The following is a 26,498-nucleotide window of genomic DNA, read 5'->3' as shown; positions in this document are numbered from 1 at the left end:
TAATTACTACAACTAGTGCGAACAACTACTACAGTTGTGCGTGCTATGTTTATCTAAATTCGTTATGTGGAATAATTCTTTTTCGAATATTCCTGAGAGTCATGGAGGACGCAGTCCTCAAACCTTTTTGCTAAATTATCAATATATTCCTATGGGAAACTTTACCCTCCCTTTTGGTCATGTGAACCTGTATACCTTTACGCCGTTAACAGTCTCGCCATTTGGCGCTTATTTGTCCATTAGATGTAGTCAACCGCATAAAATATAATATAAGGTCCCCTTGAAGAACCGCTCGCCGGCTGCTGATTAGCAGACCGGGCAGGCCCCTCTTTACCCAAAGCTATTGCACCATGTCCTGTTTGAATGTTACGCATCCGGATCACCGCTTTTTCAGCAAAGGCTGTAAACGTTTATTGCTGTCATTGTTTGGCCTTATGATGGCTGTCACGGCCCTGGCAAATAATTTCCCGGTCACCAATACCAATGATGCGGGGCCGGGCTCTTTACGACAGGCCATTCTGGATGCCAACGCTGCAGGTGCAGGGCCGCACACGGTCGTGTTCAATGTATACGGGCAGATCACCCTGCTCACTTCACTGCCAACCATAACGGCAAAGAAGCTGACGATTGACGGCCAGAACAGGATCACCCTCAATTCTGACGGCACAAACAGTGTTATCAATCCTTTTACGATCAATGCGGATAGCGTAACGATCCGCAACTTTACATTAACCAATAGCGGGGATGTTGATTTTGCTATATTGAACAACACCACCGGTGTTACCATTGAAAATATAGTAACCTACAGTACAGTAGGCAATTTCCTGAACTCCGTGCTGGTAGTGCAGGGATCATCCACCAATCTTACCATCAAAAATATTACCTCATCAGACGTAGAGCCGGCGGGCAGTTCCTATATCGGCCGGGCTTACCATTTCCAGGGCGGTACGCAAACCAACCTGGTAATGGATAACATTAATCTTACCACGCTTAATAATACCCGGGGCGCTGAAGCCATCGTGTTCCGGGATGCATCCGTAAACGGTTGGACACTCAGCAACAGTAATATCAGCGGTTTTCAGAACGGTATCGTGCTTGATAATACCGGCGGCCCAGTAGAAACCGCCAATAACGTCCTGCTCCGGAATGTAACGGTAGACTCATTGTGGAGCGGCGTAGCACTCGGCTTCTATTCCGATTTTATCAGCACCAACGTGCAGATCAAAAAAACCTCCATCGACCTGGACGTCATTACTTCAGATGATGATGGTGACTATCCCATCCGCTTCGATAACACCGCCACTAACATCACTATTGATACCGTAAACTGTAACGAAAGCGATCTTATTTTCATAGATTTTCAGGGCGCAGCCAATAATATCACCATTGACCACACCACCCTGGAGAACCGAAGACCGGGGATCTACGCCGGTACTATGATCCGCTTCCTGGGGGCCGTAAATACCCTTAAGGTTAGCAATACCGTATTAAATGGTGATAAGTTGGGCACTACAGATGATTCAGACTATGGCCTCTATTTCAATGCAGCTGCAACGGATGTCACGGTGAACAATGTCAGCTTTAACGAATTTGACACAGATGGTATAGGAGTATACGCGGCCTCAACCAATTTCCAGATCACCAATTCAAGATTCACCAATAACTTAGATGGTATTGAGTTCTACAATAACGGGTTAAGCACGAATGTAGACATCACCAACTCTTCTTTCACCAACAACACGCGTTGCGGTATTGTTGTCAGCGCCGCCGCCAATGGAGATGTGGACCTCACCGGAGATACCCTGGTGAACAACGCCAACCACGCCATCTGGTTTTATGGCGCGGCCGTCGTTACCGATCACCAGGTAAGCGGCTGTGTGATCCATGATAACGGTGGATCCGGTATCTACAACGCCTCACCCAGCAAGATCATTTATACCAACAACTCCATTTATAATAATACCGGCCCCGGTATCTCGAACCCCGCCGGTAACTGTACCTATACGGCCGCTGCTAACCGTACACCGGTCCTCGTGTCGTCTAACCCGCTGGGAGGAGGGCAGTACCAGCTGCAGCTCACCATTCCCAACATTACGGCCGGCGCACAGTACACCGTCGATATTTACGCCAATGATCCCGCTACGTCAAAAACGAGCGGGCAATACTTTGTTACGTCTTTAACAGGATTAAGTGCAGGCACTTCCACCCAGACCATTACTTATAATAGCGGTCCAGGTGCCACCGGCCTTGGTTTCTGGACAGCTACCCTGCGTATACCCGCCAATACCTGCGGTACTTCCGAATTTGGCAACGCCATTCCCATGAGCTTCCGCGGCCCTGCCTGCGTGAACAACGGCATCCTGGCATGGTACAAGGCAGACCAGTCTGTAAATGGCGTCAACTGGGGCGATATCTCCGGTAACGCCAATCACATGACCGTGATCGGCGATCCCGATGATACCACCGCACTGGTTAACTTTAACAAGGCCTTTTATTATGATGGAAATGATGCGCATCGTGTGCCCACCGCCGCAGGCGTTACCGGCGCCTATACCCTTATGGGTATGGCCCAGCTGGAAGGCTCGCTGACAGGCCGGGTGTTTACCAGCGCTACCGGTAACAAATTATTTGGCTGGCATGCAAACTTTGAGAACCGCCTGTTTGTGGAAGCCTGGTTAAACACTGGTAACGCCGTCAGCGCAAAAGGTAAGCTCTATTCCTTTGAGCGGGCTTCCACCGGTGCTTATGAGTTTAAAGGCAATGGCAAAACACTCACCACCGGCGCTTCTTCCGATGCCGGTGTATGGACCCTGGATATAGGCGGTGGCGCTTATGGCGAGTTTAGCCGGATAATGGTACCCGAAGTGTTTGTCTACAACCGTGATCTTACCCCCGCCGAGGTACAGCGTATCGAATCTTACATGGCGCTGAAGTACGGTATCACCCTCAACAATGGCACTACTGATTATATTACCAGCGACGGTACCGTGCAAATGTGGACCGCCGCATCCAACACCGGCTACGGCCGCCGCATCACCGGCATCGGCCGTGACGACTGCAGCATGCTATACCAGAAGCAGTCGCTCAGCCAGGATACCGGTGTTGTGACCATCGCATTAGGCGCAGCAGTGATGACTTCCAACGCTGATAATACTGCTACCATCGGTACAGATAAATCTTTCTTCGCTTTCAGCGATAACGGCGCTGCTTCCACCTACATTACGCCTGTAACCGCGGTGAACGCTACGCAGCGTATGCCCCGCGTATGGAAAGTACAAAAGACCAACTGGACAGACCAGCAGATCACGCTACAGGTCGTTGGTGGCTCCAGCAATAATACATTGCTCATCAGCACTGATCCCACCTTTGCCAGCATCACACAGGAACTGAAGCTGGATGCAAACGGAAATGTGACCCTTAATTCTTCTGTGCTGTCTGACGGTATTTACTTCAGCATCGGTACAATGATCAAAGGGCCTGCCAGTGTAAACGCAGGTATTGCCGCCTGGTGGAGAGCCGATGCAGGTGCTGCTCCTTCTGCCTGGAGCGACTTCAGCGGTAATGGTAAAACGCAGGAGCAGGCCACGCTCTCCGCGCAGCCAACCCTGTTACAGAACGGCGCTAACTTCAATCCGGCCTTCTCATTTAATGGTACCAGCCAGCTATTAACCAGCGCTTCCCTGCTGGGTACAGGCAGCTTGCAAAATACCACCGTGTATGCAGTGAACCTCCCGGATGGCCCGGGCGGTAACCCCTTGTTTGCGGAGCTGGCCAGCAATAACAGTTACTGGCGTGGCTATGCACCCTATAGCGATGGCCAGGCTTATTTTGATGCACCTTACGGTTACCGCGTAAACGCCGCCTGGGGAGGTACTTTCGGGGTTCCAAGCTTATTCAGCTTTATCCGTAAGCCTGCTGGCACCAGTATGCAGATATTGCTGAACAATAAGAGCGTGGCCGCCTCAACTGCCACTTTAACCAGCTACTCTGGCGTCAATGCGCCTTTCTATATCGGCCATCCCGGTAATGCATTCTATAAAGGCAAGGTCGCAGAGCTGATCGTCTATACAAATAATACAGCATTGACAGCCCAGGATCATCAGAAGATTCAATCTTACCTGGCGCTCAAATACGGTATTACATTGGATCAGACGGTGGCTACTGATTATATTGCCTCCGATGCAACAGCCTTCTGGACGGCCTCCGCCAATGCTGCCTACAATAAGAGCATCACCGGTATTGGCCGTGATGATGCAGGTCAGCTGTACCAGAAACAATCCCAGGCGGCTGTCACACCCTTTGTCACAATTGCATTAGGCAATAACATAGCCGCCACTAATGTCCTCAACACAGGCGCGATCACAAACGATAAATCATTCCTTGTGTTCGGCGACAATGCTGCTACTACCAATTGGACCACCGCGGTAAATGGTACGAATGCCAATCTCCGCATGGGCCGTACCTGGAAAGTACAGCAAACCAACTTCGCCGCACAGAATATAACGCTGAAGTTCAACGTGAGCGCGCCTGCCACGCGTTACCTGCTTGTCAGCACAGATCCTGCTTTTGGTACCATCAGCCAGGAACTGCCCCTGAAAGCAGATAGCACCGTAACACTCAGTTCCAGCCTGCTGGCCAGCGGTGCTTATTTCACATTAGGCTCAGCGCAGAAAGGCCCGGGTGGTGTTCCGAATGGATTGGAAGTATGGCTTCGTGGTGATTCAGGCCTTGTTGGAACAGCTGCTAACGTAACACAATGGATTGACCAGGGACCTTCATCCCGCATATGGCCAAAGGTAAATGGCACTGCACTGCCCCAGAACCTTAAGAACTTCAACTTCAATCCCGGTCTCAGCTTCGCAGCCGCCACCTACTTCTCAGTGCCCGAGTTTGCCAATACGATGACAGCCGGAGAGATCTTCTCTGTTCAACTGTCCAATTTCGATAATACCGCTGCGGCTACTAGCTACCCATGGGAGTTTGGAGGCACCTATGCCGCTAACCAGTCGGTATACACCTGGAGTAACAACAACCACTATACGTATTTCGGCTCCGCCACTGCACGCAGGAATTTTGCGTACCCGGCAACGGTGAACGTGCGTAACCCGCATCTGCTGAATACCTGGAGCGCAACCAACGACTGGGCCTCCGGTATTGACGGTAAAGTGCTGCTAAGCGCCAACACCAATGCAGTAAGCTTCCTTTCTCCGGCTGGCGCCAAGGATTATATAGGAGCCGGACATAATGCTCCATTTAATGGCGACATATCCGAAGTAATACTGTATTCCCGCAAGCTAAGTGACATAGAACGCCAGCGTGTAAATAGCTACATGGCCCTGAAATATGGCCTTACACTGGGTATTGGCACACCAATAGATTACCTCGCCAGCGATGGCGCCACCAAAATGTGGGACGCTGCCGCCAATAGCGCTTATGCCAAACATATCACCGGCATCGGCCGTGATGATAATGGCATGCTGTACCAGAAGCAATCCATCAGCGCAGATACCGGCCTGGTGACCATTGCCCTGGGCACTGCAGTTGCTGCTACGAATGCTGCCAATACAAATACAATTGCTGCCGACAAATCTTTCCTCGTATTCGGAGACGATGGCGGCGCCACCACTTTCACTACTCCCATCACCGGTTTGGCCAATGTCAATTTCAGGATAGGCCGTATCTGGAAGGTGGATAAAACCAACTGGACCAACCAGTTCTCTCTTAAATATAACAACGCCGATGCCTCTACCCGGTTGATAGTAAGTACCGACGCTACCTTCGGCGCTGGCGATGCCAGCTATCCGCTCACAGACAGCCTGGTGACACTTACCAGCGCCAACCTGCCGGATGGCGCATACTTCACCTTCGCCAAGAACGTAAGAGGTCCTAATGGCGTCAATACCGGTATTACCTTCTGGCTCCGTGCAGACGACGGTATTTCCAACGGCGGTAGCTGGAACGACTATAGCAATAGTGGTAATGCTGCGCTGCAAAGTGTAACAAACAGCCGTCCCATCACAGACGCCAAAGGAATGAACTTCAACTACAGTTTTGTGTTTGACGGCGCTAATGACTTCCTGGATATGACCACTGCCAGAGTAGATCCGGATAATGCTACTATTTTTGCTGTTGCAAACGCACCAGTATATGATGCAGTAAGAGAGCTGGTGGGTAGCGGCGCAGTAGGGGGTGGTAACGGCATGGAGCTGCGCACAGTGGCCGGAGGCAAAACCAATTACCTGGAAAATAATGGAACAACGGTGGCGGGCGTTGGAGGTCTTACTACCTTCCTGCCCAATAGGTCTTATATCTTCAGTGCAACTCAAACTAATGCTGCCAACGGCGTGAAGCTCTTCGGAAACTATGCGCTGGATAACCAGGGCACTATTGCATTGTCTCCCGCTACGCCCAATTTTACCTCTATAGGTTCCCGTACCATCGCCGGCAGGGCATTTTACTGGTTAGGCAACATAGGTGAAGTGATTGTATACAACCGTGTGCTGTCCGATGTAGAACGGCAGACAGTAGAATCCTATCTTGGCCTTAAATACGGTATCACGATAAACAACGGCGCATCAAATTACCTGGCCGCTGATGGCAGTGCTTACTGGACTGCCAACCCTACCTATAAATACCGCATTACAGGTATTGGCCGCGATGATTCAACCGCACTGAATACAAAACAATCTCTCAGTGTGGATACTGGCTTCATTACAGTATCGCTTGGTAACAATATCCCGCTTACCAATGAGCTGAACGCCAATACCATCACCAACGATAAGTCTTTCTTTGTGTTTGGGGATAATGGTCTTTCATCGACGAGTTACAGCATCCTCACCAACACATCGCTCAATACAAACATCACCCGCCGTATCCCCCGTGTATGGCAGGTGCAGAAGACCAACTGGGCAGATCAAACCATTACCCTGCAGGCAGGCATTACCGGTACTTCCAAATTCCTGCTCATCAGCAATTCTGATCCGGCTTTTGGCGCAGGTAACATCAATGCTGTAATTCCCTTCACCGGTAATACGGTTACGTTCAACACCAGCCAGCTGCCCAACGGCGCTTACTTCACCATCGGCGCTATCATTAAAGTGCCAGGCGGTGTGGCCGGGTATAGCCTGTGGCTCCGCCCGGATATCGGTACATCTTCCACTACAGATAATACAGCAATCAGCAGCTGGGCAGATATGAGCAGCTTTGCCAATAACGCTAATCAGGCCACTGCAGCTAACCAGCCGCTGTTTGCCAATAATGCAACGGATAATGTCAACTTCAACCCAATGGTGAAGTTTAACGGTACCAGCAATCGTATGATACTGGATGGCACAAAACTGCCCGTGGGTACCAGTGCGAGAACTGTTTTTGCATTAACAGCCAATGCTGCTACATTGTACCGCGGCGTGATCAGCTGGGGAGACCCAGTTGCGGCAAATTATGGCACCAGGTATACAATGGAGATCGGAGGCGGTGGCCGTTACATCGAATCAAGCAACAGCCGTTATGGTAACACAGGTGGCAATACAACCCTTCCCAGCATTACCAGCTTCACCAACGCAGCAGGCGCTACTCCGTCAGCTGTAGTGATGAAGGCCAATGGCACAGGAATTTCAAATACTATTTCCTGCTGTAGTAATACAGTATTAAATATAGCTTCACTCTCAACCGCTTACCTGGGTGATAACATGGTAAATAACGGTGGCTGGTATTATAACGGCCTGATGGGAGATGTTATCGTATTTCCCAGCAGCCTTAGCGCCACGGAGCAGCAGCAGGTAGAAAGCTATCTCTCCATTAAATACGGCATTACGCTGAATAACGGCGCTACTGATTACCTGGCTACCAACGGTACTACCAAAGTATGGGACGCTACAGCCAATGCAACCTATAAGAATAATATAGCTGGTATCGGCCGCGACGATGCAGAAGACCTCAACCAGAAGCAGTCACGCAGTATCAATCCAGGTACACAGGTAGTCGTAGGTATGGGCAGCCTGGCAGATAATAATACTGCCAATGCAAATACGTTTACCGCTAACCAGTCTTACCTGCTCTGGGGCGATGACGGCGCCAGCGCCCTGTTCAAAACTCCGCTCACCGGTCATGCCACCGTGAACTACCGCATGACCCGTATCTGGAAAGTGCAGGAAACCGGTACCGTAGGCAGCGTACAGATCGCCGTGCCCTACGATGCCCTGCCTAACGCAAAAGAAACATATCTCATAACAAGCACAGATGCAACCCTGACTGGTACAGACCAGTTCTACCCCTTAACCGAAATAACCCTGAATGGGGTGAAACACTACGCCGCCACTGTTGATGTAGCTAACGGACAGTACTTCAGCTTCGGCTCTTCTATAAAAGCGCCCGGCGGCGTGGTGGGCACCACCATCTGGTTACGTGCAGATGAAGGCACTTCAAGCACCACAGATAATACCGGCATCAGTGGCTGGACAGACTACGCATCAGACCTGAATAACGTTTCGCAGCCCACTGCGCTTAACCAACCCTTGTATCTGAATAATCCAACCGGTAATATTAATTTCAACCCGGTAGTGAAATACGATGGCGTTAACTCAGGAATGACCGGCAACTCTATCCTGAAAACAGGTACCTACACCGGCGCTGCTGCGTTCGTGGTAAGCAACCAGACCGCTCCCACTGCAAGCGTTATTTTCACTGAGCCTGGCCTAACCGGTGCTTCCGCTAACTACTTTTCGCTGCTTGCTACCTGGTCTGATAACCTGGTTTACTGGGATGCTCCCTACATTGGTAACAGGATCTCTTACAATACAGGAGGTGTCGCTAACCAGTCATTGCTCTGGACAACTACCAGCGATATAGCACTTGCAGCCAACAAGCAGGCCATCTTCAAAAATGGTACAAGTATGGTTACCGGTAACGGTACCACCAACTTCACCGGTAATAACAGTACGTTCATGCTGGGCAGGAACGGGACTGGCGTTCCCTACAACGGCCGTATCGGTGAGCTTATCATCTATACGTCTCCGCTTACAGCCATCCAGCAGCAGCGCGTAAATACCTACCTATCTATAAAATATGGTATTACCCTCAACAACGGCGCTACCGATTACCTGGCTACCGATGGAACCACCAAAGTGTGGGATGCTACTGCCAATACTACCTACAAGAACAATATCGCCGGCATCGGTCGCGATGATATCGAAGGTCTTGATCAGAAACAATCTCAAAGCGTAAACACCGGCTTCCAGCCTATCATTAGCCTGGGCGGACTTGCTTCGGACAATCTTTCCAACACCAATAATTTTACTGCTGATAAATCATATATAGTTTGGGGTGATGATGGCGCCACCGCCGCTTTCGCTACTGCCGTAGCAGGTAAGCCAGGCATTACCGCCCGTATGACCCGCATCTGGAAAGTACAGGAAACCGGTACCGTAGGCAATGTGCAGATAGCTATTCCAGCCAGCACAGTAACCGGTGGTATTACTGCACCCAACCTGGTGGTAAGTGCAGACGCCACTATTGATGCAAGTGATAATTACATCCCGCTTTCTCAATCTACCATTAATGGCATAGACTATTATACCGTCTCCGTTGACCTTACAAGCGGTCAATACTTCACCTTTGCTGCCCTGGTAACTGCCCCTGGCGGCGTACTGGGAGAATCCCTCTGGGTAAAAGCAGACGCCGGTGTGGAAGTGGACGGCAGCAACCAGGTACAGCAATGGTTCGACCAGAGCGGTAACAATACCGTTGTTTCCGAACTGCGTGCTGCTGCACCAACCCATTCAGATCCAATTACACCTTCCGCGGATATTATGCAGGTGCCCAATGGCATCAACTTTAACCCGGCTGTAGACTTTAGTGGCGCCAGCGGCAAATCACTGAAAGGAAATGCAAATGTAGACTGGAATTCCACTGCTACAACGCTCTTTAGTGTGAGTGTAGTGGAAGGCCCAATGGGTAACGCAAGTGCCGGAGTCTTTGGAGGTGTATTTGACGGCTTGAACGACTGGTTAGTTGATAGTCCAACGCCTTCAGCGGGGATGGGCCTGTATGCCGGTCCGAATGGTTATCAGCTCGACGGAGCTGGCTGTTCGCCCGCTGTAAGCACTTCACCCAGCACGGTAATACCAAGAGCTGTCCGCGGGATCTATAACACGCCAGGTAACGGTCTTAACAGCCAGTTGGCGGTAAATGGCAGAATCGAAGTAGCTGCAGGTACAAATTGTCTCGGTTATGCAACCACCCTATTTGAAGTAGGTGGCCGCACATCAGGACCTGCTGTATATGATGCGCGTGTCTTTAACGGTAAAATACCCGAAGTTATCGTCTACAGATCTGCACTGTCAGCCGCAGATAATAACCGTGTAGAATCGTACCTGGCTGTTAAATACGGTTTAACGCTGGATCAGACTACCCCTACCAACTACGTAGCTTCAGATCCTTCCGTTATTAGCTGGAATGCAACTGCTAACAGTGCCTATAAATTCAACATCGCCGGCATCGGCCGCGACGATGCTTCCGCCCTGCTGCAGAAACAATCCCGCAGCGTGAACACCGGCAGCATCCTTACCATCGGCCTGCGCAGCATCGCTGCCACCAATGCAGATAATACCAACACTTTTGCGCTCGATAAAAGCTTCTTCCTGGTAGGCAGCAACAGTGCTGCTCTCACCACCACCGGTACAGACCTGCCCACCGGCAACTGTATCTCGCAGCGCCTTACCCAGGAATGGAAAACACAGCTTACTAGCTTCGATATCGCTACACAACCGTTGCGCCTGGAGTTTGACCTCACCGGCGTTACGGTTGCAGGTACTGCTGTAAGCGACTTCTCCCTGATGATAGACCAGGACGGAGATGGCAACTTCACCACCGGCACCATTACTGAAATACCGGCTACCGCTTTCAACTCCAATGTCGTTAGCTTCGATAACGTAACTGCCCTCACCAACGGCGTGGTCTTTACCCTTACTACCAGCCATCCGCAGCGTACCGCTACCCTGGTGCCCGACGCAGTAGTGAGAACAGTATCCGCCACCTGTATTGAGAACGGCTGGTTATATTTTATCGATCCTGCCGATAACACCAAATACATCGCCGCCATTAACCTGAACGGCAACACTATGGATGTGACCAAGCTCTCCGCGCTGGTAGACGTGAACCGTAACATGAACACTGAGCTGGGCAAGAACACCGGTACTGACTATGGCACTCAGCTGATGCGCAGGTTAGTACAGATCTCCTACACCGGTGCAGACATGACCACTAACGGCGGTATCACCCTCCGCCTCTTCTGGGATCCTGTTGAAAGGACCAATGCAGAGAACATGCTCTCCGGCACCCGTGGAGTAACCGGCGCACAACGCTGGGCATGGTTCAAACATACCGGCGATATCGCCGCAACGCTGGCAGACCTGGCCCCGCAAGGCCTGGCCAATATCACTGAGCTTACACCCTCTGGCTCCGGCCAGCAGGATGGCGTGGAATATGTAGAGTTCAGCGGTATCCAGAACTTTTCCACCTTTGGCGGTGTAACAACTGCCAACCAGGTGCTGGCCATTACCAAAGTCCAGGATGGCACAGAAGGCACGCAGAACGGTTCCTACGCCATTAGCCTGCCCACCGGCGTTATGGCCACAGAAGATATCACCGTGAACTATACGGTTAGCGGTATCGCCGCTAACGGTGCAGATTACACTACGCTGAGCGGTACGGTTACCTTCCCCGCCGGAAGCAACAGTGTAACCCTGCCTGTTACCATCACCGACGATAATATCATAGAAACAGCCGAAGGCGTAACGGTTACGCTCAATACAGCCACCGGCGCCACCAGCGCCAGCAACTACAATATCAGCAGCACCCAAAACGCCGCCACTGTGAACATCGCGGATAACGATGCCAATGATCCGGCTAAAACGATCATAGGCGTGAGCAATGCCAGCAATGCCACAGAACCGGCTACCAGCGGTGCATTCAATATCAGCCTGCCTGCAGGGGTTACTGCATCCGAAGACATTACAGTAAGCTATACCATCGCCGGTACTGCCACACCTGGCGCTGACTATAGCACATTAAGCGGTACGGTAGTGATCCCCGCAGGGCAGAATGGCGTAGCCATACCTGTAAATGTAACAGACGACCAGCTGCTGGAAAGCCCTGAAACGGTGATCCTCACCGTAACGGGCGGCACAGCCACCAGCTTTACTTTCACGCCCAGCACTACCAGTGGCAACGCCACCGTTACCATCACCGATGATGATAACACACCGGCCAACCGTGTGCTGAGCATCAGTGCTGTGAACGCAGCAGAGCCATCTACCAACGGCAGCTTCACGATCAGCCTGCCCACCGGTATTCTGCCCACAGAAGACATTACTGTCAGCTATACCATCGCCGGTACAGCCACAGGTGGGTCTGATTATACCACCCTTAGCGGTACAGCCACCATTCCGGCAGGCCAGAACAGCATAGCAGTTCCCCTGACCGTTACAGACGACCAGGTGATCGAGAATACCGAAACGGTACTGGCTACCCTCACCGGTGGTACATCCACTAACTTTACTTATACCGCCAGCACCACCAACGGCAGCGCATCCGCCAATATCACGGATAATGACAATACAGCTGTTAACCGTGTACTGAGCATCACCAAAACTACCGATGCAGCAGAACCGTCTACCAATGGCGCATTCAGCATCAGCCTGCCCACCGGTGTGACCGCAGCTGAGAACATTACCGTCACTTATACCACCGCTGGTACAGCCACCAGTGGGTCTGATTATACTGCCCTTACAGGCACCATCGTCATCCCTGCAGGTCAGAACAGCGTGTCTTTACCGCTCACGGTTAGCGATGATCAGATCATTGAGAACACAGAGACCGTGATCGTGACGATCACTAACGGCAACAGCACCAGCTTTGCCTTTACTGCCAGCAGTACCAGCGGCAATGCTACCGCCAATGTAACAGACGATGATAATACACCCGCCAATCGTGTGATCAGCATCACCAACACCGGCGGCGACGCATCAGAACCGTCTACCAATGGTGCGTTCACCTTTAGCCTGCCCACAGGCATCACCGCTTCAGAAGCCATTACGGTAAATTATACGACAGGCGGTACGGCTACTAACGGCACCGATTATACTACTCTTGCTGGTACAGTGGTAATACCCGCTGGCCAGAACAGCGTAGTGGTGCCGGTAGCTGTCACCGATGATCCGCTGCTGGAAACCACCGAAACCGTGATCCTCACCGTAACAGGTGGTAATTCTGCCAGCTTTGCCTTTACTGCCAGCACTACCAGTGGCAATGCTACTGTCAACATCCTCGATGATGACAACACGCCGGCCAAACGTGTGCTCAGTATCACGAAAACAACCGATGCAGCAGAACCGGCCACCAATGCCGGGTTCAGCATCAGCCTGCCCACAGGTGTGATTCCTTCCGAAGACATCACGGTCAGCTACACCATCGGCGGTACAGCCACCAGTGGGTCTGATTACACCGCCCTTACAGGTACAGTTATCATCCCTGCAGGGCAGAACAGTGTGACCGTTCCCGTTACTGTCACTAACGACCAGGTAATAGAAAACACCGAGACCGTAGCACTGACAATCACCGGCGGTACCAGTACTAATTTTACCTATACCGCCAGCACTACCAATGCAACCGCCTCCGCAAATATTGCGGATGATGATAACATTGCGGCTAACCGCATCATCAGTATCAGCACCACTACTCAGCCGGCAGAGCCGTCCACTAACGGAGTTTATACGATCAGCCTGCCTGCAGGTGTAACAGCCGCAGAGGACATTACTGTTACTTATACCGAAGCCGGCGCTGCCGCTTCCGGTGTGGATTACGTAGCCCTCCCCGGCAGCGTGGTGATTCCCGCAGGCCAGAACAGCGTTACAGTGAACGTGGTGGTTATAGACGACAAGATCCTGGAGAAAACAGAATTGAAACAGGTAACCCTGACCGCCGGTACCAGCACTAGTTTCACATTCACCATCAGCAGCACCAATGGCAGAGGCGATATGTTGCTGGCGGATGATGATTATCCTGCCAACGCAGTGATCAGTGTAAGCAACAACGGCGATGGCGCAGAGCCGTCCACTAACGGTAGCTTTACATTCAGTCTGCCCGCTGGTTATACATCCGCTACACCTACCATCATCAACTATACCATAGGAGGCACCGCTGGGAATGGTACCGACTATGTTACCCTGACAGGTACCGTTAATCTGCCCACCGGCCAGAATAGTGTATCCGTACCGGTAACTGTCATTGATGATCAGCTGCTTGAGCTCACCGAAACGGTGGTGGTAACAGCCACCAGCGCTACCGGTCCAGGCTTCCCCTTCACCATCAGCACTACCAATGGCAGCGCTACTGTGAATATCACGGATGATGATAATACACCAGCCAATCGTGTGCTCAGTATCGTGAAAACAACAGATGCGGCAGAACCATCCACCGCGGGTGCTTTCCGTATCAGCCTGCCAACCGGTATTACTGCCTCTGAGGCCGTTACAGTAAGCTACACCGTAGCAGGTACTGCCACCGGCGGAACAGACTATACAAACCTGAGCGGTACGGTTACCTTACCTGCTGGTCAGAACAGTGTTCTTGTATCCGTAGGTATGATCGACGACAAATTCATTGAGAATACAGAAACAGTGATCGCGACTGTTACCGGTGGTACCAGCACTAACTTTACGTATACCGCCAGCACTACCGCCAACAGCGCTACTGTTAACATCACAGATGACGACAACACGCCGGCCAATCGTGTGCTCAGCATACAGAAACTGGTAGACCTGGAAGAACCTGCCACCAACGGCGCCTTCCGTATCAGCCTGCCATCCCTGATCAGGACATCAGAACCGGTGACCATTGCCTACACCGTAGGAGGCACCGCTAGCAACGGCACAGACTATACTACATTAAGCGGTACAGTAGTGCTGCCGGCTGGTCAGAACAGCGTGCTGATCCCCGCAGATATCATAGATGACCAGATCATAGAAGGTAATGAGACGGTGATCGCTACCGTTACCGGTGGTACCAGCACCAGCTTTGCCTTTACCGCCAGCACAACCGCTAATAGCGCTACCGCCAATATCCTGGACGACGACAACATTGCCGCCAACCAGGTACTCACTGTTACCAATGGTGGTGATGCGGCAGAGCCCTCCACGAACGGCGCCTTCACTATCAGTCTGCCTGCAGGCTATACCGTAGCAGAACCGGTAACAGTGAACTACACCGTAGCAGGCACCGCTGGCAGCGGTACAGACTACACCGCCCTCACAGGCACAGTGGTACTGCCCGCCGGTCAGAACAGCGTATCCGTTCCTGTGAGCGTGATCAACGACCAGCTGGTTGAAAATACCGAGACTGTGATCATGACCCTCACCGGCGGTACATCCACCAGCTTCACCTTCACCGCCAGCACTACCAATGCAAGTGCTACCGTGAATATTACAGACGATGAGAATTCACCGGCCAACCGTGTGCTGAGTGTTACCAATACGGGTAATGCCGCAGAACCGGGTACCAATGGTGAGTTCACCATCAGCCTGCCTGCAGGTGTTACACCTTCAGAAGACATCAGCGTTACTTATACCATCAGTGGCACCGCTGCTAACGGTACTGACTATACTAACCTTAGCGGCACCGTGGTATTACCCGCCGGTCAGAACAGTGTAGCCGTACCGGTGACCACTACCGACGACCAGATCATAGAGGGTACAGAGACCGTGATCCTCACGATTGGCAGCGGTACTTCCGCCAACTTCGCCTACACGGCCAGCACTACCAATGGTAACGCTACGGTGGATATTGCCGATGACGACAATACCGCCACTAACCAGGTGCTCACGGTGATCAATACCGCTAACGCGGCAGAACCAGGCACTAACGGTGAGTTCACTATCAGCCTGCCCACAGGCTTCACCGCTTCCAGCGACATCACGGTGAACTATACCATAGGTGCAGGCACCGCCACACCGGGTACAGACTACCAGGCAATTACCGGTACCATCACTATACCGGCCAACCAGAATAGCGTGACCGTGCCCGTGGCCGTAATAGACAATACTATCATTGAGCCTGTTGAAACGGTGATCCTGAACATCAGCGGTGGTAACGATGCACAGTTTACCTACACCGCAGCTTCCGGCGGCGGCAGCGCTACCGTTAATATCGCAGATAACGACTTCACAGGCAACAGCAATATTGTGCTCATCACCAAGGTGCAGGATGCCGTAGAAGGCGGCCCCGACGGCCAGTACAGGATTGCCCTGCCGCCGGGCATTACCAGCTCCGAAGACGTAGTGGTTAACTTTACGATGGGTGGCTCCGCCGTTGGCGCGGATTATAACCTGTTGGGTACTACCAGTGGCACCATCGTGATCCCCGCAGGATCAAATGAAGTGTTTGTTGATGTGGATGCCATCAATGATGGTATTATTGAAGGTCCGGAAGATGTAGTGCTTAACCTTACCAGTGCTGCTTCAGCCAGTTATCCGTTCACAATAGATCCGTCCAGCAGCGGGGCAACGGTGAACATTGTAGACGCCAATGCTGCAAGCAGCACTCCATTACAGGTGATCACCGGCACCAACGCCGCAGAGCCTAATACTAACGGTACCTTTACCATTAAGCTGGCAGGGGTGGCTACCTCCGCATGGCCGATTACGGTAGGGTATAGTGTGTCCGGCAGCACTGCAGTAGCAGGTGTCGATTACCAGGGCCTTGGCACCATTGTCATCCCGGCTAACACCAACAGTGTTACCGTTAACTTGAATGTGCTGGACGACCAGATCATTGAGCCTACAGAAGGCGTACACTTTACCATCCTCTCCGGCAGCGCAACGGATGGTGGCGGCAACGCCTTCATCTTCCCGCCTGATCCGGCTAACGATGATATCACCGTCAATATCGCAGATGACGACGCTACTGCCGCCAACCAGGTACTGAAAGTGGTGAAGACCACCGACGCAGCAGAACCAGGCACTAACGGCAGCTATACAGTAAGCCTGCCTGCCGGTTATACATCCAGCACAGACATCACGCTCAGCTACAACATGAGCGGTACGGCGGTGAACAATACCGATTATACGATCTCCACTGTCACCCTGCCCGCCTACGCCAATAGTGTGAGCATTCCGCTGGCTGTAAAAGATGATAAGATCATAGAAGGCACAGAAACCGCCATCCTTACGCTGGTAAGCGGTGTAGACGGCAACACCTTCAACTATACACCGGATGCAGGCGGTACTGCTGCTTCCATGAATATTGCCGATGATGATAATACCGTAACTAATAAAGTACTGCTGGTGGCCAATACCGCAAACGGTGCTGAACCATCCACCAACGGTTCCTTCAGTATCAGCCTGCCCACAGGCTATACGGTAGCAGAAGACATCACCGTGAACTATACAGTAGCCGGTACTGCTACTAACGGCACCGACTACGCGAACCTCACCGGATCAGTAGTGATCCCGGCCGGTACCAATAGCGTAAGTGTGCCCGTAACGGTAGCAGACGACCAGATCATTGAAGGAAATGAAACAGTCGCCCTTACCCTTACCGGCGGCGCGGGCGCTACCTTTACCTTTGCTCCGAAAACCGGCAGCACAGTAGCTACTGTGAACATCGCCGATAACGACAATACCGCGGCCAACCAGGTGCTGAGCATTACACAAACCGCAGATGGTGCAGAGCCCAATACCAACGGCTCCTTCAGCATCAGTCTGCCTGCAGGTGTAACGGTAGCAGAACCGGTTACCGTCAAGTATACACTCACAGGTACCGCTGTGAATGGAACAGACTACGCAACGCTCTCTGGTACTATCACATTACCGGCTGGCCAGAACAGCGTAGCACTGCCATTCACGGTTACCAACGACCAGATCATAGAAGGCACCGAAACGGTGATCAGCACCATTACCAATGGTACATCGCCAAACTTTGCCTTCACGGCCAGCACTACCAATGGCAACGCTACGGCTAATATCGCCGATGATGATAACATCCCGGCTAACCTCGTGTTGAACGTGGCTAAGACTACTGATGCAGCAGAACCAGGCACCAATGGCGCCTTCCGTATCACGCTGCCTGCAGGTATCACAGCGGCAGAGCCTATCACAGTTAACTATAATGTTACCGGTACCGCCACAGCAGGGGATGATTATACTACCCTCATCGGAACAGCGCTCATCCCGGCAGGTCAGAACGGTGTGAATGTACCGGTTAGCGTAAAAGACGACCAGGTGATCGAGAACACAGAAACCGTGATTCTTACGCTGAACGGCGGCACATCTGCCAGCTTCACTTACACCGGTACTGGCAATGCCACCGTCAACATCACGGATGATGACAATACACCGGATAACCTGGTACTGAGTGTGATCAGGACAACCAACGCATCAGAGCCTGCAGCTAACGGCGAATTCGTAATCAGCCTGCCCGCCGGTGTCACCGTTGCAGAAAACGTGACCGTGAACTACAGCATCAGCGGTAGCGCTACCAACGGTACAGACTATGCAAACCTCGCCGGTACCGTTGTGCTCCCGGCTAATCAGAATAGCATAGCCGTACCGGTAACCGTCACCGATGATCAGATCATTGAAGGCACAGAAACCGTGACCATGACGCTCAGCGGAGGTAGCAGCACCAGCTTCACCCTCACAGCCAGCGCAACATCAGCTACTGCCGATATGGATATTGCAGATGATGATGACACACCGGCTAACCTGGTGCTGAATATCACCAAAACGGCAGATGCTGCAGAACCGTCTACGAACGGCTCCTACAGCGTAAGCCTGCCTGCAGGTTATACGGCATCTGAAGATATCACCGTCAACTATACCGTAAGTGGTACAGCCACCAGTGGCGCCGATTATACCGCTCTGGGCACATCTATAGTGCTGCCCGCAGGACAGAACAGCATCACCATTCCGCTGGCCGTTACAAACGACCAGGTGATCGAGAATACAGAAACGGTGATCGTAACCCTCAGCGGCGGCACCAGCACCAGCTTTAATCTTAGCCCCGGCAGCAGCACCGGTACCGCTACCGCGAATATCACCGATGATGATAACGTGCCGGCTAACCTGGTACTGAGTGTGACAAACACCGCTGACGGTGCAGAGCCCTCCACCAACGGCTCCTTCAGTATAAGCCTGCCCGCAGGTTATACCGCTGCTGAAGACATCACCGCCACCTATACAATTGCAGGTACAGCCACCGCAGGGGCAGATTACACCGCCCTGAGCGGATCGGTGATCATACCAGCTGGCCAGAACAATGTCACCCTCAGCGTGCCTGTTCAGGATGATCAGCTGATAGAGAACACCGAAACCGTGATCCTCACACTCACCGGCGGCACCTCTGTGAACTTTACACTCAGCTCCAGCACTACCAATGGTAATGCTACCGTGAATATTACCGATGATGATAACACACCGGCCAACCTGGTACTCAGTGTCAGCAAAACCGGCGATGCAGCAGAACCAGGCACCAACGGTACCTTCCGTATCGGTCTGCCTGCAGGCATCACTACATCTGAAGACATCACCGTGAATTATAGCACCAGCGGTACCGCTGTCAGCGGCACAGACTACACCGCCCTCACAGGCACCGTAGTGATCCCCGCCGGTATGAATGGCGTTACCGTTCCGGTACCCGTACTGGACGATCAGCTAATAGAGCCTGCCGAGACCGTGATCCTCACACTCAATGGCGGCAGCAGCACCAGCTTTGCCTTCACCGGAACCGGCAGTGCAACCGTGAACATTGCAGACAATGATAACACAGCAGCCAACCGCGTACTGAGTATTGTGAAAACAACGGATGCAGCAGAACCAGGCACTAACGGTCTGTTCACCATCAGCCTGCCCACAGGCATCACTGCATCCGAAGACATCACAGTAAATTATACTACCGGCGGTACTGCCACCGGCGGTACAGACTACACTGCCCTGGGCGGATCCATAGTCATCCCCGCTGGTCAGAATAGCGTAGCCCTGAGCGTACCGGTACTGAACGACCAGGTGATTGAAACTACCGAAACAGTGATCGCCACCCTCACCGGTGGTACCAGCACCAGCTTCGCATTCACTGCCAGTGCGGCCAGCGCGAGCGCTACCGTGAACATTGCAGACGATGACAACGTGGCTGCTAACCTCGTTGTAAGCGTAACGAAGAACACAGACGCGGCAGAACCGGCCACCAATGGCGGGTTCACCCTCAGCCTGCCTGCAGGGTATACCGCATCTGAGGCCATCACCGTGAACTATACGATCGGTGGTACAGCCACAGGTGGCACAGATTACACCACCCTCACCGGCACCGCAGTAATTCCGGCCGGACAAAACAGTGTGCCCGTAGCTGTTACTGTTACCAATGACCAGATCATAGAAAATACAGAGACTGTAGTATTGACCATCACAGGGGCTACATCTACCAGCTTTACGCTCGCGGCAAGCAGTACCAGTGGCAACGCAACGGTGAACATCACTGATGATGATGCTACACCGGCCAACCTGGTGCTGAGCGTAAATAATGCAGGCGATGCGGCTGAACCGGGCACAAGCGGCAGCTTTAGCATCAGCCTGCCTGGAGGTGTAACTTCCTCAGAAGATATCACCGTGAACTATACTGTCAGCGGCACAGCCAGCAGTGGTACAGACTACACTGCCCTTAGCGGTAGTGTAGTGATCCCCGCCGGCCAGACCAGTGTAAGTGTGCCCGTCAGCGTGATTGATGACCAGGTGATCGAAAGCACCGAAACGGTGATCCTCACCCTCAACGGTGGTAGCAGCACCAGCTTTAGCTTCACGGGTACCGGCAACGCCAGCGTAAACATCACAGACAATGATAACACACCGGCTAACCGTGCCCTCCTGGTAAGCAGGACAGCGGACGCCGCAGAGCCATCCACAAATGGTAACTTTAATATTAGTCTGCCCACTGGTATTACTTCCACTGAAGACATTACCGTGAATTACACCATCACCGGTACTGCCGCTAACGGAACCGACTACGCAAGCATCCCTGCTTCCGTAGTGATCCCGGCAGGCCAGAATAGTGTAGCAGTGCCTGTTACCGTTACCGACGACCAGGTTATAGAAGGTACCGAGACCGTGATCCTCACGCTCAACGGCGGCACATCCACCAGCTTTACCTTCACCGGTACCGGCAACGCTACCGTGAACATTGCAGACGATGATAACACGGCAGCTAACCGCGCGCTCGTGGTGAGCAAAACAACGGATGCGGCAGAACCTGCCACTAACGGTGGATTCAGCATTGGCCTGCCTGCAGGTTACACAGCGGCGGAAGACATCACGGTGAACTACACCGTCACCGGTACAGCCACTAACGGAACAGACTATACTACCATCAGCACTTCCGTAGTGATCCCGGCTGGTCAGAACAGCGTGACAGTACCTGTCACCGTCACCGATGACCAGATCATAGAAACTACCGAATCTGTTATTCTCACACTCAGCGGCGGTACCTCAACCAGCTTTACATTCACTGGTACCGGCAACGCTACCGTGAATATCACGGATAATGATAATGTAGCGGCCAACCTGGTGCTCAGTGTCACCAAATCAGCAGATGCATCAGAACCTGGCACCAATGGCGTATTCACGATCAGCCTGCCCGCTGGTTATACCGCAGCGGAAAATATCACCGCTAATTATACCATCACCGGTACCGCCATCCCGGGTACCGATTACAATACCCTGAGCGGTGCAGTAGTGCTGCCTGCAGGCCAGAACAGCATCACCATACAGGTGCCGGTGATCGATGATAAGCTCATTGAGAACACCGAAACCGTGATCCTCACCCTGACCGGCGGCGCTTCCGCTAACTTCACCCTCACGGCCAGCGCTACCAGTGGTAATGCAACCGTGAACATCACAGACGACGACAATACGCCGGCTAACCGCACACTGATCGTTATCAACGGCGGTGATGCAGCAGAACCTGGCACTGCCGGCGCCTTTACCATCGGCCTGCCAGCAGGTATCACTGCAGGGGAAAACATCACCGTGAATTACACCATAGCAGGTACTGCTACCGCGGGTACTGATTACACCGCTCTCACAGGCACAGTGGTCATCCCGGCAGGTCAGAATAGTGTAAGCGTACCGGTATCGGTATTGAATGATCAGCTCCTGGAAAATACCGAGACCGTGATTGTGACCCTCACCGGTGGTACCAGCACCAGCTTCACCTTCACGGGCGGCAGCAACGCTACCGTGAACATCACGGATGATGAGAATACAACAGCTAACCGCGTGATCAGCATCACGAAGAATGCGGATGCAGCTGAACCGGCTACCAATGGCAGCTTTACAGCAAGCTTGCCTGCAGGTATCATCACATCAGAAAATATCACGGTGAACTATACTGTTGCAGGTACAGCCACCGCAGGTACTGATTACACCGCTCTCACAGGCACAGTAGTCATTCCGGCTGGCCAGAATAACGTCGCCATACCGGTAACTGTGATCAATGACCAGCTCATTGAGAACACCGAAACCGTAGTGGCAACCATCAGCAGTGCTACCAGCAGCAGCTTTACTTTCACCGCCAGCGGCACCAATAGCACAGCCACAGTGAATATCACAGACGATGAGAACACACCGGCTAACCTGGTGCTGAACGTCACCAAGACAGCCGACGCATCCGAACCGGCTACCAATGGCAGCTTCAGTATCAGTCTGCCGGCCGGCATCGCATCCGCTGAAGACATCACGGTGAACTACACCATAGCAGGTACGGCTACCGCTGGTACAGATTATACTGCCCTCACAGGCACAGTAGTCATCCCGGCTGGCCAGAATAGTGTAAGCATACCGGTTGCCGTAACAGATGATAACTTCATCGAAAACACTGAGACCGTGATCCTCACACTCAACGGTGGTACGTCCACCAGCTTCAGCTTCACCGGTACTGGCAACGCTACTGTGAACATCACAGATAATGAGAATACACCGGCTAACCTGGTGCTGAGCATCAGCAAGATCAACGATGGCGCAGAGCCGTCCACTGACGGGGCCTTCAGCATCAGCCTGCCAACCGGCATCACTTCTTCCGAAGACGTAACGGTGAACTACACCATAACTGGGACCGCTACCGCAGGTGCAGACTACACCACGCTCAGTGGCACAGTAGTGATCCCTGCCGGTCAGAATAGTGTCAATGTTCCGGTAATAGTAACAGACGATCAGATCATAGAACAAACAGAAACAGTTATCGCCACGCTGAATGGTGGCTCATCTGCCAGCTTTAACTTCACCGGCACCGGCAATGCAACGGTGAACATCACCGATGATGAGAGCATTCCTGGTAACCTGATGCTGAGCATCAGTAAAGGTGCAGATGCAGCTGAACCATCTACCAATGGCAGCTTTACCATCAGCCTGCCCACGGGTGTGACCGTTGGTGAAGATGTGACCGTAAGCTACACGGTAGCGGGTACAGCGACAGCAGGTGCAGACTACACTGCCCTCACAGGCACCGTAGTGATCCCTGCTGGTCAGAATAGCGTAAGCGTGCCGGTAACAGTAACAGATGACCAGATCATAGAACAAACAGAAACAGTCATCGCTACCCTCGCCGGTGGTACATCTGCCAGCTTTACCTTCACCGGTACTGGCAATGCAACGGTGAACATCACTGACGATGAGAGCAGTGTACCTGCCAACCTGGTGCTCACTATTGCCAAAGGTGCAGACGGTGCAGAACCAAATACGAATGGCAACTTTAACATCAGCCTGCCTGCCGGCATCACTTCATCTGAAGATGTAACAGTGAACTATACCATAACAGGTACAGCCACCGCAGGCGCTGATTACACCACCCTCACAGGTACGGTAGTGATCCCGGCTGGCCAGAATAGTGTAAGCGTACCTGTAACGGTAACAGATGACCAGGTCATAGAACAAACAGAGACCGTCATCGCCACGCTGGGCGGCGGCGCAAGCAGCAACTTTACCTTCACCGGTACTGGTAACGCAACAGTGAATATCACCGATGATGAGAGCAGCGTACCAGCCAACCTGGTGCTCACTATTGCTAAAGGTGCAGACGGCGCTGAACCGAACACCAACGGCAGCTTTACCATCAGCCTGCCTGCTGGTATCACATCATCTGAAGATGTAACAGTGAATTATACCGTAAGCGGTACAGCTACCGCAGGTGCTGATTACACCACCCTTACAGGCAGCGTCGTGATCCCTGCAGGTCAGAACAGCGTGAGCGTACCGGTGACCGTAACAGACGACCAGATCATAGAAGTAACAGAAACCGTAATAGCCACACTGAACGGTGGCGCCAGCAGCAACTTTACCTTTACCGGTACTGGTAATGCAACGGTGAATATTACTGATGATGAGAGCACCACACCAGCCACGCTGGTACTGACAGCTGCTAAAGGTGCAGACGGTGCAGAGCCTAACACCAATGGCAGCTTCACCATCAGCCTGCCTGCCGGTGTGACCTCCTCCGAAGATGTGACGGTGAACTACACCATTGCCGGTACCGCCACTGCAGGTGCTGATTACACTGCCCTCACAGGCACAGTAGTGATCCCTGCAGGTCAGAACAGCGTAAGCATACCAGTAACCGTAGCAGATGACCAGGTAATAGAACCAACAGAAACCGTGATCATGACGCTCACCGGAGGAACCAGCGGCAGCTTCACCTTTACTGGCACCGGCAGCGCAACGGTTAACATCACGGATGATGAAAGTATCCCGGCTAACCTGGTACTGAATATCACCAAAGATGCGGATGGCGCTGAACCTGCCACTAACGGTAGCTTCACTGTCAGCCTGCCCACCGGTGTTAGCGCTTCCGTAGACATCACCGCTACCTACACCGTAACCGGTACTGCTACCAGCGGTACAGACTACACCGCCCTCACCGGCACGGTAGTCATCCCCGCTGGTCAGAACAGCGTAAGTGTTCCGGTAACCGTAACAGATGATCCATTAATAGAAGGCAATGAGACAGTTATAATAACCATCAGCGGCGGCACCGCCACCGGCCTGACCTTCACACCAGGCGCTAATGCCAGCGCCACCGTGAACATCGCAGATGATGATAACACCGGCCTTGACCTGGTCATCAGCGCTACTAAACCCAATGCTGCTGAACCATCCACCGCAGGTGAATACACCATCAGCCTGGCCAGTGGTAAGATACCGGGTGAAGACATCACCGTCACCTACACCATGAGCGGTACAGCAACAGCAGGCACAGACTACAGCACACTTACAGGCACCGTAGTCATCCCTGCCGGACAAAGCAGCATCACCGTACCGCTGGCAGTAAGTGATGATGACCTGATAGAACCTGCAGAAACCGCAATCATGACACTGACCGGTGGTAAATCAGCCAGCCTCACCTACACCATAGGTGCTAACAATGCTGCCACGGTCAGCATCGCAGACAACGACAATACAAACCTTAAACTGCTCGTCACCGCCACCCAACCGGATGCGATCGAACCAGGCACCGACGGTGCATTCACCATCAGCCTGGCCGGCGGCAAGCGCACGGCAGATGCGATCACCATCCGCTACATGATAGGTGGCAGTGCCACCCCGGATGCTGATTACCGCGCCATCACCGGCACCATCACCATCCCGGCAGGGGCTAATAGTGTAACCGTACCGGTTAGCGTGCTCAATGATGATGAGATAGAGACACCGGAGACCGTAATCTTCATGCTCACCGGCGGCACATCAGCCAGCTACACCTACACGGCCAGTGAAGTAGATGAAGCTACCGTGACCATCACCGATACCGATAAACTGTCCGGCGACCTGATCGTCACCAAAGAGATCATTGCCCCGGCAGTAGGTCCCTACCGCTTAGGCCAGGACCTGACCTACCGCATCCGTGTACGCAACGCCGGTAACATCCTGATGACAGGTGTAAGAGCAGAAGACCGTCTGCCGGTACAGCTGGATGTGCCTACCCATACTTCGGCTGAAAGAGGAGAAGTAGTAGTCACCCCATCCACCAAACTAGTAGAATGGAATATCGGCAGCCTGCAACCAGGCGACGTCGTACAGATGACACTCACCAGCCGTGTGATAGAAGGCGGACAGCTGATCAACGAGGCCTCAGCCTTCAGCGCCGACCTGCCGGATGCAGACAGCGCCAATAACATTGCCGCAGCCACGGCCATGATAGAAGGCTCCGACCTGAGCTTCCCGAATGTGATCACCCCCAACGGTGATGGCAAGAACGAGAAGTTCATCATCGGCGGACTGGAAAAATACCCGGGCTCCGGCATGTACATCTTCAACCGCTGGGGTGGCCAGGTGTACCAGTCCAAAGATTATCGTAACGACTGGGATGGCTCAGGCCTGAATGAAAGCACCTACTACTACGTGCTGGAAGTGAAGAAACCGGATGGTATTAAGAAGTACAAAGGCTGGATCACCATTATAAGGTAAGCAGTCATC

Annotated in this window: 1 protein-coding gene; it reads left to right on the top strand. The window is 52.6% G+C overall.

The features are described from left to right. Positions 1–350 precede the first annotated feature (350 nt). Positions 351–26,489 carry a DUF8202 domain-containing protein gene (locus ACR9Y8_RS11220; protein ID WP_481213355.1) on the top strand — a complete coding sequence of 8,713 codons (26,139 nt, stop codon included), beginning with the start codon at positions 351–353 and terminating at the stop codon, positions 26,487–26,489. Positions 26,490–26,498 lie beyond the last annotated feature (9 nt).

The sequence above is a fragment of the Chitinophaga sp. SVR4-12A genome (assembly GCF_056754765.1).
Note: the sequence above shows the minus strand (reverse complement) of the source record. Positions and strands in the feature narration are given on the sequence as shown.